The 13,077-nt window shown below is 48.8% G+C and carries 10 protein-coding genes; 6 read left to right on the top strand and 4 right to left on the bottom strand.

All coding sequences use genetic code 11. The features are described 5' to 3' along the window. Positions 1-3: 3 nt before the first annotated feature. On the bottom strand, positions 4-1,164 hold the full coding sequence (locus SK33_RS03320; protein ID WP_048218639.1) for a phage major capsid protein, P2 family: 1,161 nt from the start codon (positions 1,162-1,164) through the stop codon (positions 4-6). A gap of 31 nt (positions 1,165-1,195) precedes the next feature. Further along, the gene (locus tag SK33_RS03315; RefSeq protein ID WP_048218640.1) at positions 1,196-2,059 is read right to left on the bottom strand and encodes a GPO family capsid scaffolding protein; all 864 of its coding nucleotides are present in this window, start codon (positions 2,057-2,059) and stop codon (positions 1,196-1,198) included. A 165-nt stretch (positions 2,060-2,224) separates the two neighbouring features. On the opposite strand from SK33_RS03315, the gene SK33_RS03310 reads away from it, so the two are divergent. The 4 genes from SK33_RS03310 to SK33_RS03295 all read left to right on the top strand — a co-directional run bounded on the left by SK33_RS03310 (position 2,225) and on the right by SK33_RS03295 (position 7,511). After that, positions 2,225-3,994: a terminase ATPase subunit family protein gene (locus SK33_RS03310; RefSeq protein ID WP_048218641.1), complete on the top strand. Its 1,770-nt coding sequence runs from the start codon at positions 2,225-2,227 to the stop codon at positions 3,992-3,994. Next, a complete protein-coding gene (locus SK33_RS03305; protein ID WP_048218642.1) occupies positions 3,994-5,031 on the top strand; it encodes a phage portal protein in 1,038 nt (345 codons plus the stop codon). The genes SK33_RS03310 and SK33_RS03305 overlap by 1 nt, the downstream gene beginning before the upstream one ends. A 382-nt stretch (positions 5,032-5,413) precedes the next feature. After that, on the top strand, positions 5,414-6,532 hold the full coding sequence (locus tag SK33_RS03300; protein ID WP_048218643.1) for a ParB N-terminal domain-containing protein: 1,119 nt from the start codon (positions 5,414-5,416) through the stop codon (positions 6,530-6,532). After that, positions 6,519-7,511: a hypothetical protein gene (locus tag SK33_RS03295; RefSeq protein ID WP_048218644.1), complete on the top strand. Its 993-nt coding sequence runs from the start codon at positions 6,519-6,521 to the stop codon at positions 7,509-7,511. The genes SK33_RS03300 and SK33_RS03295 overlap by 14 nt, the downstream gene beginning before the upstream one ends. A gap of 4 nt (positions 7,512-7,515) precedes the next feature. Here the strand turns inward: SK33_RS03295 and SK33_RS03290 are convergent, their stop codons facing one another. Continuing rightward, complete coding sequence (locus SK33_RS03290) at positions 7,516-8,454, bottom strand: DNA cytosine methyltransferase (protein ID WP_048218645.1); 939 nt, start codon at positions 8,452-8,454, stop codon at positions 7,516-7,518. Between the two features lie 309 nt (positions 8,455-8,763). Next, a protein-coding gene (locus SK33_RS03285) for an IS3-like element ISSen4 family transposase (protein ID WP_096147877.1) occupies positions 8,764-9,884 on the bottom strand; the annotation gives its coding sequence in 2 pieces (ribosomal slippage) (positions 8,764-9,626 and positions 9,626-9,884; 1,122 coding nt in all). A 71-nt stretch (positions 9,885-9,955) separates the two neighbouring features. On the opposite strand from SK33_RS03285, the gene SK33_RS03280 reads away from it, so the two are divergent. Beyond that, entirely contained in the window at positions 9,956-11,131 is a 1,176-nt protein-coding gene (locus tag SK33_RS03280; protein WP_251363592.1) for a DUF262 domain-containing protein, read from the top strand. Beyond that, positions 11,118-13,043, top strand: a complete 1,926-nt coding sequence (locus SK33_RS03275; RefSeq protein ID WP_048218646.1) for a GmrSD restriction endonuclease domain-containing protein — start codon at positions 11,118-11,120, stop codon at positions 13,041-13,043. The genes SK33_RS03280 and SK33_RS03275 overlap by 14 nt, the downstream gene beginning before the upstream one ends. Positions 13,044-13,077 lie beyond the last annotated feature (34 nt).

Genomic DNA, 13,077 nt, shown 5'->3' with positions numbered 1-13,077 from the left:
CGGTTATGCCTCCGCGCCGTCAGTGGTGTCGGCTTTAGCCGGGGCAGTACCAGTCATCGACTGCATCGCCTTGACCATTGCCGCCGCGAAGACTTCCGCGCTGGTCGCTTCCGGCGTGGCGGTCTCGTCCTGCTCGAGAATTTCGATATTCTCAATCAGGCACCCGGCCTCGTAGTCTTCGACCACAAAATCGACTTTGACCTGTTCGTAGTTTTCCACCTGGTCGAGTTTCGGATTTTCGACGATGTGGCGGCGGTGACCGTCCTCGTACAGATAAATCGAAATGTTATCCAGCGTGGTGATGAAAACGCTGTTTGCCGGGAAGAACGGCGCGCGCACCGCCTGAAGCTGGCCGATGGTTTTCTGGCTGATGATCAACTCACCGGCGAGCTGTTCACTGTTCGCCTGGAATTTGTTAATCATCGGGAAGTATTTGTCGGTCAGGATACGGCGACCACAGATGACAACCATTTCCGGATTTTCGCGGTGAATTTCCGCAACCAGCGACTCGAAAGCATCCATGACCAGCGCATCGAGGTTGGCGTAATGCCCCCCTTTACCCACCTTGATGGTGTCCGAAATTACGGTACCGTCTTTAGCGGTGATACTGGACATCACGCGCTCAGGCGCATCGTTACGGTATTTCTGCAACCAGCCGACAGCCACGTCCTGAAGCAGCGGATTCTGAGCCCGGTCAGAGGTCGCCGCCCGGCTCACGCCGTTAAAGCCGATGGTGATGTAATCCAGCGCCTGACGCTTGATAATCGCGTTACGGATACGGATCTGGAAATCCTGAAAACGCGCCCACAGGTCGAGCTTGCTGTACTTCAGGTGATAATCGAAGTTCACCGGGTGGCAGAAATAGCGGTACGAATCGAGCTTGCCAAAATCAGCGGTCTTACGCTCGACGCCACCGTCGGTGTCAGCGGTGCTGGCAATGGAGCCGGTCACATCGATGCCGACTTTCTCTTCGGTCAGTTCGCCAACCGTTACCATGTTGATGAGCTTCAGGAAGCTGGACGATTGCTGGATTTTGTCAAACAGGGTCTGCGTCACCGACGGCTCGACGGCAAACTTTTTATCGAGGTCGCTGGCCGCGATGCCGTTCAGTTCGGCGATACGGCTCAGGTACTGATTGAATTTAAAACGGGTCTCTTTACGCATGGGTTTTGTATTCCTTCCGGTTTATCAGGGGTTAGCAGTCGGTCACCGTGGAGCCAGACGAATCACCGTCTCCACCGGTGCTTAACTTACGGCGCGGCTGTGATGTGCTTTCGGTGTTTTCCAGCGTGGTGGTCAGGGTGCTGAATTGCTGCGAGGTGGCGTCAGCCTGTTCGGCGAGCGCTTTTTTGACGTCGGCAAGCTCGGTTTCAATTGCACTGAAACGTACCTCGGCGCTTTCACCGCCGGTCTGCACCTGCTCGGCAATGGCGGTCACGGCTTCATGTACGTCACCGAATCTCGCATCGTCATCAGCCTGTTTACGGCTGAAGATACTTTTCACGGTGTCACTCAGCTTGGTGAGGATGGTGTCGGGCTGGTCTTCAAATACCAGCTCGGCAAAGGTCGCCACAGAGAACAAATCGCCCGGCTGTTCTTTCTTCCCGGCCAGTGGGTTTAGCTGTGCGCGAGAGCAGAATTGCAGGTATTCGGTGCCGAGGCTCGCCGGGTCATCGGTGACCGCCAGCCCGATGAGGTGGCATTTGCCAGTGTTGGCAAAGTTCGGGCGGATCTCCATCGAGGTATAAACCTTCTGGCCTTGCGCCAGCATCGCGAGCAGGTTGTCGAGCGGGGCGATTTTTCCGTAGAGCGCCAGCTTACCTTTGAGCGCCGAATCGTCGTCGATCACTTCCGCTTTTGCGTCCACAACATCGCCATAACGGCAAAACGGGCTGTCGGGGTAAATGCCGCGAATATGCTCGAGGTTGATGCGACAGCCATAGACACGCGGGTCGAAGCCGTCGGCCATCTCCTGAATATCAGTTTTACTGATTACGCGACCGTCGCAGGTGTCACCCTCGACGCCGATGCGAAACCATTTCGAAATTTTTTTAGCCATGAGTCAGGTGTCCTGAGTTGGGTTATCGGGTCGGATGTAGTTTCCCGGCTCCCCCCCCTCGCCAGCCACCGGTTACAGAAGTGCAACCCCTGACACAACAGGGGGTTAGCGATTCATCCCCCCTGAATCTTTAGCCTTGCCGTGTACTCATCACAGTGAGGTTTTATGACCACTACCAACGACACATCACTACTCAGCGACCCTCGCCGACAGGCCGCGCTTTTGTTCTGGCAGGGCTATTCCGTGCCACAAATCGCGGAGCAGTTGCAGGTCAAGCGCCCCACGGTGCAGAGCTGGAAGCAGCGCGATAAATGGGAAGACACCGCCCCGTTAAATCGGGTCGAATTCACGCTCGAGGCGCGACTCATTCAGCTCTATGCAAAGCCAGACCTGACGGCTCACGACTTTAAGGTCGCGGATTTTCTGGCGCGCCAGATGGAGCGCCTCGCGCGGGTTAACCGTTACGGCCAGACCGGCAACGAAGCGGATTTAAACCCGAACGTGGCCAACCGCAACAAAGGGGAAAAGAAGAAGCCGAAAAAGAATTTTTTCAGCGAAGAGGCTATCGAGAAACTCGAAGAGATTTTCCTCGAGCAGTCTTTCGACTATCAGCTCGAGTGGTGGCGCGCGGGACTGGCGCACCGCATCAGGCACATCCTGAAATCGCGACAGATTGGTGCGACGTTCTATTTTGCACGTGAGGCGCTGTTACAGGCGCTGAAGACCGGTCACAACCAGATATTTTTATCGGCCAGTAAGACACAGGCCTACGTGTTCCGTAAATACATCATCGCCTTTGCCCGACAGGTTGACGTCGAGCTTACCGGCGACCCAATTGTGCTCGGCAACAATGGCGCGGAGCTGATGTTTCTCGGTACCAATGCCAACACGGCACAGAGTCACAACGGTGACCTGTATGTCGACGAAATTTTCTGGATCCCCAACTTTCAGAAACTGAAGCGCGTCGCCGGGGGCATGTCGTCACAGGAGCATTTACGCACGACCTATTTTTCGACCCCCTCATCGCTGGCGCACGGCGCTTACCCGTTCTGGTCGGGTGAGCAGTTCAACAAGGGGCGCTCAGACAAGAGCGAGCGCGTCGATATCGATATCAGTCACGCCGCACTCGCGAAGGGCGTCGCCTGTCCTGACGGCCAGTGGCGACAGATTGTCACCATCGAGGACGCACTCGCCAAAGGGTGCACACTGTTCAACATCGATACGCTGAAGCGCGAGAACAGTGTCGATGAGTTCCGCAACCTGTTTATGTGCGAGTTCGTCGACGATAAAGCGTCGGTATTCCCGTTCGAAGAGCTACAACGCTGCATGGTCGACAGCCTCGAAAAATGGGAGGACTACGCGCCATTCGCCGAGCGGCCATTCGGTCATCGCCCGGTATGGATTGGTTACGACCCGTCATTACGTGGCGACAGTGCCGGATGTGTCGTCATCGCGCCGCCGGTCGTCGCCGGTGGCAAATTCCGCATCATCGAGCGCCACCAGTGGAAAGGGATGGACTTCGCCCAGCAGGCCGAATCCATTCGCGAGCTCACGCAAAAATACACCGTGGAATATATCGGCATCGATGCGACCGGGCTCGGTCAGGGCGTTTTCCAGCTCGTGCGGTCTTTCTACCCGGCCGCGCGTGAAATCCGCTACACGCCGGAAATGAAAACCGCGATGGTGCTCAAAGCCAAAGACACCATTCGCCGCGGTTGCCTCGAGTACGACGTCAGCGCAACCGATATCACGCAGTCGTTTATGTCTATCCGCAAAACCATGACCAGCAGTGGTCGCAGCTCGACCTATGAGGCCAGCCGTACCGAGGAAGCCAGTCACGCCGATCTCGCCTGGGCAACCATGCACGTATTAATCAACGAGCCGCTGACCGCCGCGACCGGTGAGCAGTCATCCAGCATCATGGAGTGGAACTAATGAGCAAGAAACGCAACAAGCGCCAGCCGCCGCCGCGCACCCAAAACCACATCGCCGCACCGGCACAGAGCATGGAAGCATTCACCTTTGGTGAGCCGACGCCGGTACTCGACCGCCGCGATATTCTCGATTACGTCGAGTGCATCGACAACGGCCATTGGTACGAGCCGCCGGTGAGCTTTTCCGGGCTGGCGAAGAGCATGCGCGCCGCCGTGCATCACAGCTCGCCGATTTACGTGAAGCGTAATATTCTGGTGTCGACCTACATCCCGCACCCGCTGTTATCCCGTCAGGACTTCACCCGGTTTGCGCTCGACTATCTGGTGTTTGGTAATGCGTTTATCGAAGAGCGTCGCGGCCTGACCGGCAAGCCGTTAAAACTGGAAACCTCACCGGCGAAATATACCCGCCGTGGCATCGAGGATGACGTGTACTGGTATATTCAGTCCTACACGCAGCCGCACCAGTTCGCGCCCGGCTCCGTCTTCCACCTGCTCGAGCCTGATATTAATCAGGAGCTTTACGGGATGCCGGAATACCTGAGCGCACTCAATTCAGCCTGGCTGAATGAATCGGCGACACTGTTCCGTCGCAAGTATTACCAGAACGGCGCGCATGCCGGTTACATCATGTATGTGACTGACGCCGCGCAAAGCAGCACCGACGTTGAGGCGCTGCGAAAGGCGATGCGTGACTCGAAAGGGCTCGGCAATTTTAAGAATCTGTTTTTTTACGCGCCGAATGGTAAAGCCGACGGAATTAAAATTGTGCCACTGAGCGAAGTCGCCACGAAGGATGATTTTTTTAATATCAAGAAAGTCAGCGCCGGCGACCTGCTCGACGCGCACCGCATCCCATTCCAGCTTATGGGCGGTAAGCCCGAGAACGTCGGCTCAGTGGGTGACGTTGAGAAGGTGGCAAAGGTCTTTGTGCGTAACGAGCTGACCCCGCTACAGGCGCGGTTTATGGAGTTGAACGAATGGGCGGGTGAAGAAATTATCCGCTTCGAAAAATATACCCTCGGCGACGACGAGTAACCCCACCCACAGCCGTCTGTCGTGGCGGCTTTACCCCTACCACACACAACACCCTCAGCGCCATGACACGCCGTCGCCGCTTCGCTTCATCTCGTTACTCACACACAACCACAACAACGCCACAGCGCCGCGCTCAGGCGCTGAATAAATAAATTAAATACCACGCTCAGCGCGCAATGCTATCCCCGCCACGCCTGCCCGCTTTATGGGTCGGTTTTAATGCAGTTGCATAACTCATTGTTCATTACGTCACTGTAGGCCTAGAACATCATTTGCTGTGACTGTTGTCGCATGCATTTTCATGCGCATAATTGCAGTTCTAGCCTACGTTTAACTCCAGTGTTAATCTTTGCGCATTAACATATTTAATGAGAGCAATATCATGACAGAAAGTCTCGATTACATCGATCTCAAGAAGCTAGAACTTGATACGAAGAACCCTCGCCTCCCTGAAGGTGTGGAGAGAACTCCAGAAGCAATGCTGAATCACATCGCTTTGACTACATCCATCGAAGATTTGATGAATGCGATAGCTGAAAATGGATTCTTTCCTGGCGAACCCCTTATCGCGGTTAAAGAGGGGGATAAATACATTGTTGTTGAAGGTAATCGCCGCTTAACGGCAGTTAAACTTATTCACAATCCATACGAATGTGAAAGACCAAGCTCTCGGATGATAGAAATCGCCGATGGTGCAGCAAGCAAGTTGGACACACTAGCAAAATTGCCCGTTATCGTGCGTGATACAAGAGCTGAAATTTTACCTTACTTAGGTTTCAGACACATCACAGGCGTCAAGCAATGGGAACCACTAGCAAAAGCTCGTTATATAGAACAGCTTTTTGAATTGACTTCCGATACTTTACCTACTAGTGATCGATATCATCAAGTTGCCCGCGCAATCGGCAGTAGAAAAGATCATATTAAGCGAAGCCTTGATGCTTTAGCAGTTTACAAAGTTATGGAAGATAATAACTTTTATGATATTGAAGGGTTAGATGAAGAATCTATCAAATTTTCTATATTATCAACAGCTTTAGCAGATGAGAAAATTGGTTTTTTTGTTGGGGTTTCTGAAAAAGATGAAGATGACGACATTTCATCAAATGATGTAATTATTCATCCAGAATATATAGATAGAGAAAACACAAAAGAACTTACTATCTGGCTTTATAAAAAAGACGAATCAGGAAAGACAAAAGTTGGAGAGTCTCGTAATCTACGAATGCTATCCTCAGTAATTGATGACCCTAAAGCTTTAACATCTTTTAGAAATGGAGCAGATCTCAAGGTCGCATATCAGTTGACCGAAAATTTAAAGCAAGACTTTATGTCATTACTTTACAAAGCTGAATCTGCGTTAATTGAAGCCGCCGGGATTGTCGCTACTATTGATTACAACCCTGAGGCGTTAGAAGTTGCAAGACGCTTAAGCCAGAATGTCAAACTTATTGGTAATACGATTAAAGCCAAAAAGGTTTCTGACGATGAAGATTTTTAAAATAGGAGATATTCATCCTAGCGTCCCACATCTGTTTGCGGACCTTGCTGAACTTGCTGCCGCCATAAACTACACTGGGCGCTTTGACTTACATAAAAATGACTTAATAACCATAAAGAGTCAAAGTAATACAAGTGTAGATGATATTGATCAAGAGGATCAGGAAGATGAGAATGAAGGAAGTGATGCTGAGCGCAATGATCGTTTAGAGAGACAGGTTGAAGATGTCTGGACACAGCTAGATTTTAGACAAAATTTCCTTAAAGATATTTATCCGTTTGTTGTAAATGGTGATTTTATTTCACTAAAAGAAAACTTAACAAATATACAAAGGATATATCTATTTTTGCTTGCATGTTCAAGATTACGTTCATTTAAAAAAGCCAAGAAAGGAATAATACAATTTTGGGCTAAGAATTTCGCTGTTGTTAGCAAACTTTGCACAAGTGCACTACTCCCACCACATGCAACAGTGAGAATTTTTGATGCTAACTCTGATGACCGTCGGGCCTATTACGGTACTGATTTGAGAAAAGCATTAAAAATAATGGGAAGAGATTTAGCTGTTCCTTATATTAATGAACAAGAATGCGAGAGGGCAAGTTCATCTGGGGATGCCGGTTTTGATATAATAGCTACAGTTGAATTTGATGACAAACTAAGTAGCAATTATGCTTTATTAGGTCAGTGTGGTGCACAAGAAACTGAATGGCCTAAAAAAACTTTAGAAGCTCACTCACTAAAGTTACGAACATATTTTCAAGTGCATTTTGATATTCCAACACTAATGTTTACGCCTATTTTCTACCGGAATTCTAATGGCGAATGGGTTGATAATAGTCCTTGTGCAGGAGTTTTGGTCATTGACAGAGCAAGAATACTGCAACTTCTCAAAAAGACAAACCATTGCCCTCAAATCGTAGCAGAAAAATGGTTCGTCGAGTTTGAACAAATTATCAATGATCTAAAAGTCGATTGATAATCTAGTCCCAAATATTTGGAAGACCTTTAGCAACCGCCTCAAATAAAGGAGGCGGTACAGCATTCCCAACAACCGTATATTTCATATTCATCGAAGCACGGTCTGTTTCAGGAAATATCATATCCCCGAATCCTTGCAAACGAGCAGCCTCACGGAAGCTAAAACGACGAGCTGGGGAATCTGACGTAAACTGCCATTTATCTGGCCCAATCTTTTCTAAAACAGGGCTGATTGGATGCAGAGGCATATGCCTTGGATTAGCTACGATGGTTTTAGATACCTGTCCCCAGTCCTGACGGCGGTTCCTTGATAGATAATACCAATGGAAGTCTGCTTCGTAAAACTCACCTGTAGGCCATTCAGGCATTGATCCTATTGCATCTTTAATCGTAGAAAATGGTTTTAAACCCTCACCATGCGTGGCCTGAGGAAAAACGTAATCAGTACCAAATTTTTCATGTATCCCGACTATGAAAATACGTTTACGATCTTGAGCAACGCCATAATGAGAAGCATTCAGAATTTGTGAGTTAACTCTATAACCAGCTTCTTTAAAGACTTTAAACTGATCCTGAAGTAGATGTTCAAAGTTACTACGGACCATGCCAGAAACATTTTCTACTATGAAAGCCTTAGGTTGGATTACTCTTAATGCCCTAGCAAACTCTAAGTAGAGCGTATTAATCTTCCTATCAGCTTTCCTCACCCCGCCTTGGCTAAAGCCCTGACAAGGGTAGCAACCGACCAGCAAGTCAGCAGAAGGAAACGATTCGATAGCAGAAACATCCCCCAAGACGTAATCGGTTTCTGGATGGTTAGCCAAATATACATCACGGGCGTAAGGTAAAATGTCATTTGCCATGAGCACATCAAACCCTGCCCTCAAAACTCCAGCATCAGAACCACCACACCCAGAAAAAAGCGACACTACAGTTGGCATTAACCCCTCCTAAAAACCGACCGCGTATTATAGCGAAACAGGCCTCGGAAAAAAGCAAGATTTCACCAAGGCTTGATATTCTCACGTTTTAGCAAAAGTGGCCATATCCAAAGGGAAAAATATCGAATTTAATTTATCATTATTTTTCAATGGGTTTAACTGAAAAGACTATAGAAAACGAGCTATTCTTCATCAAGTTCCCTTTAGCAAGTTCGGCTATCAGGCCAAGTGCGATTTCACGATCTCTTTCCTGACAAGCCCCTTCAGCCGTTAGGCGCGCTGACCTGCCCCCACGATTAGATACAACACTCAGTTAGTAACGTCGGAATCTTCATTCTCAGAATGACCCTTTCTCCAGCCCGCTGCAAATTCAGACGGTGTCTGATAATTCAGCGTGGAGTGCGGGCGGCATTCGTTATAATCCTGCCGCCAGTCATTAATAATTTTCCTGGCATGAACGATATCGCTGAACCAGTGCTCATTCAAACATTCATCGCGAAATCGTCCGTTAAAGCTCTCAATAAATCCGTTCTGCGTTGGCTTGCCCGGCTGGATTAAGCGCAACTCAACACCATGCTCAAAGGCCCATTGATCCAGAGCACGGCAAGTGAACTCCGGCCCCTGGTCAGTTCTTATCGTCGCCGGATAGCCTCGAAACAGTGCAATGCTGTCCAGAATACGCGTGACCTGAACGCCTGAAATCCCAAAGGCAACAGTGACCGTCAGGCATTCCTTTGTGAAATCATCGACGCAGGTAAGACACTTGATCCTGCGACCGGTGGAAAGTGCGTCCATGACGAAATCCATCGACCAGGTCAGATTGGGCGCCGCCGGACGGAGCAGCGGCAGACGTTCTGTTGCCAGCCCTTTACGACGTCTTCTGCGTTTTACGCCCAGGCCACTGAGGTGATAAAGCCGGTACACGCGCTTATGATTAACATGAAGCCCTTCACGGCGCAGCAACTGCCAAATACGACGGTAGCCAAAACGCCTGCGCTCCAGTGCCAGCTCAGTGATGCGCCCTGATAAATGCGCATCAGCAGCCGGACGGTGAGCCTCATAGCGGCAGGTCGACAGGGATAAACCTGTAAGCCTGCAGGCACGACGTTGCGACAGACCGGTCGCATCACACATCAACATCACGGCTTCCCGCTTCTGGTCTGTCGTCAGTACTTTCGCCCAAGAGCCACCTGAAGCGCCTCTTTATCCAGCATGGCTTCGGCAAGCAGCTTCTTGAGTCTGGCGTTCTCTTCCTCAAGCGACTTCAGGCGCTTAACTTCAGGCACCTCCATACCGCCATACTTCTTACGCCAGATGTAAAACGTGGCATCGGAAATGGCATGCTTGCGGCAGAGTTCACGGGCGGGTACCCCAGCTTCGGCTTCGCGGAGAATACTGATGATCTGTTCGTCGGAAAAACGCTTCTTCATGGGGATGTCCTCATGTGGCTTATGAAGACATTACTAACATCGGGGTGTACTAATCAACGGGGAGCAGGTCAGTGGTGTTGCACCGGGATAAGTTAAAACCTGCTTATGAAGGTGAACTCGATATCGTTGATGGTCAGCAGCGCCTTCTGACCTTAACCTTGCTTTGCTCAGTGCTCGATCAGAGTGATGAGTTTTCAACGCCCCTGTTGGAACAATCTTTTGCTTCAAGGGTTAGCATCAATAACCTTGAGCACAATGCCAAAGTCATTGAGAACCGCCTCGTAGGACTAAATGATAACGAGCGCAAATCACTACTTCACTTCGTGTGTAACAAGTGTGAACTGATCGAAGTGACGCTCGATGATTTGAGCGAAGCCTTTCAGTTTTTCGACTCGCAAAACGCCAGGGGTAAGGCCCTCGCGCCCCATGACTTACTAAAGGCATACCATTTGCGCGAAATGATGGATGCTACAGAGCAAGCGGAACGACTACACCACGTTAGCCTGTGGGAGCAAGGAGTCAGTCCGGATGATGAATCCGCTAACCTTCACCTCATTATGGGCGAGTATTTGTTCCGCCTGCGCCGATGGCTGGATGGCGATTATGGCGTGCAGTTCAGCCGCCACAATCTTGAGGTGTTCAAAGGCGTCAACCTCTCCACTTCTGATTACCACTATCTGCAGTCTCTGCTCGCCCTGGATTTTGCGGTTGAGCACTACAATAATGACCCTATCAGGAAGTGGGACAAGCAGAATAAACCTTTTCCGTTCCGGGTTAATCAGTTAATAATTAACGGAAAGCGCTTTTTTGAGTATATCCAGCACTACAAATCCCTGCATCACACCCTATTTGAAGGTGACAACGCGCTGCTTGGCAATTTCTTAAAAAAACATACCAGTTACGCTGGCAGTTCACGCAAAGGGGATATGTATATTAAAAATCTCTTTATGTGTGCAGTGATGGCCTATTACGATAAGTTTGGCGACAAAGAATTAATTAAAGCCGCAACAATCTGTTTTTGTTGGAGTTACTACTTGCGCTTGCAATATCAAAAAATCGGTATGGACAGTGTTGATGGTTATGCGCGTGAGCCCCGAGGACTATTGAGATTGCTCGATAAAGCGATCCACCCACAACAAGTCCTACGCTTTCAGCCAAAGCGTTGTATAAACATTCGTTTTCAAAATGCCAAACCCGTAGAATATTCAATCGCTCAGATGCTGGGAGATGTAGATGCCGACGAGTAATGATTTAGCCTTGCTGACCATCGAACAGTTATTTAGCGCTAATAGCCATTATGTTATCCCTATTTATCAGCGTAACTACGCCTGGGGCGCGCCGGAGATTGAACAGCTTATTCGGGACATTGCAGATGCTGCTGAAGCCCTTAAAAATGCAGAGCAACAGGAAGACCCGAAATACTATCTGGGCAGCTTGGTGGTATATGTCAGAGATGGTGCTGATAGCGCACATCAAGGCGTAATAGTCTATGAAACGATTGATGGACAGCAAAGGTACACAACGCTGTCGATTTTGCTCGCATACTTAAAAAAAGTTGCTTGTTGCAGCGAACAAGATTTATCCCCGCTTCACCTTAATCTCGACTTTGACAGCCGTCCTAAATCAGCCCGAACGCTAAATAACCTGTTTCAACAGGCTCAGAGCAATGATCCTGAAGAACCCTCAATCCGAGCGGCGTTTACTATTATTGAACGCTACTTTGAGAAAGAGAATATCGACACCAACAACTTTTGCCGATATCTACTCCAGCGCGTCACTATTTTGCGGGTTCCGGTGCCAACAGAGACTGATCTCAACCACTACTTTGAGATCATGAATAACCGTGGTGAACAGCTAGAAAAACACGAAGTGTTGAAAGCGAATTTGATGTCAGTTTACAACGGTGATACTGCCGCAAGAAACGGCTTTTCTGCCATATGGGATGCCTGCGCTGATATGAACCGATATGTGCAATTGGGCTTTAGCCCAGAGACTCGCAAAGCATTATTTGGTGAACAGTGGCTAGGATTCCCTGCCGATTTTGATGCGATCAAATGTGCTATAGAAACTAATCCTGATACACACGAAAAGCCGACGCTACGGGAAATTATCGAAAGGCGACGCTTTCATCACACTGATGACAACGATGAAAAAGCAAAAGAGCAGCGTTTTGATTCGATTATCGATTTCTCCAACTTCCTACTGCATGTGCTAAAAGTGACAGTGGATAATGACGTGTCTTTGGACGATAAAAAGCTACTTCAGGCATTTGAAATCATAAAAAATGACCGAAAAAAAATCACCCAGTTTGCTTTTAACTTACTAAAGTTTAGGGGCTTGTTTGACCGCTATATCATTAAGCGAGATCAAGCTGAGAAGTGGAGTCTGCTGACGCTTGAATACTATGCCAGAGACAGGAATTCGAGCTTTAGCTATAACAACTCTTTCGATCAAGATGAACTGTCTGGTGTAAATAAACAACTAGCGATGATCTTGTCGATGTTCCATGTCTCCCACCCTGCCTATGTTTACAAGCGATGGCTCAATCGCTCGCTGGCCATTTTGAATACCCTGACTTCGGACCAACTTAATGTTGACGGAGCTGCTTACCTCAGAGAACTTGAACAACTCAGCCACGAGTTCCTGTCAGAGATTTGTGGTGAAACGGAACAATTCAATGTCGAAGCTCTGCATCGTGGTACCAGTGTGCAGAACTTTGTGTTCAATTTACTCGATTATCGTTTGTGGCGTGATCTTAATGCTGGCCAATCATTTGATGGTAAAGGGCTTAATAATCCCGAGATTAAGAAGCATTTTGACGGTTTCCAGTTTTCACCGAGCCGAACATCGGTTGAGCACTACTTTCCTCAAACAGATCCCTCTGGCGCAAACAAAATGGGGGATGATGTCCATCGTTTCGGTAACCTCTGCCTGATCTCACCAAGCAGTAACTCGAGACTTAGTAATTATTCACCAGCAGACAAGAAAAAATTCTACATCGAAACAGAACGAGCAGAGAGTCTAAAACAAGCCATCATGATGAGCTATAAGGAGTGGGGGCCGGATGGGCAAGGCATCAACAACATAGAAAGCCATGAACACGCAATGTTGACATTGCTCAAAGAGCATCGTGATATGACCTTACCAACCAGGAAATAATGCGTGAAACTGTGTTTTATAATATCAAGTGTGA

The sequence above is a fragment of the Citrobacter sp. MGH103 genome, assembly GCF_001034475.2.
GTDB lineage: Bacteria > Pseudomonadota > Gammaproteobacteria > Enterobacterales > Enterobacteriaceae > Citrobacter > Citrobacter freundii.
This window is presented reverse-complemented; position numbering and strand designations above follow the sequence as displayed.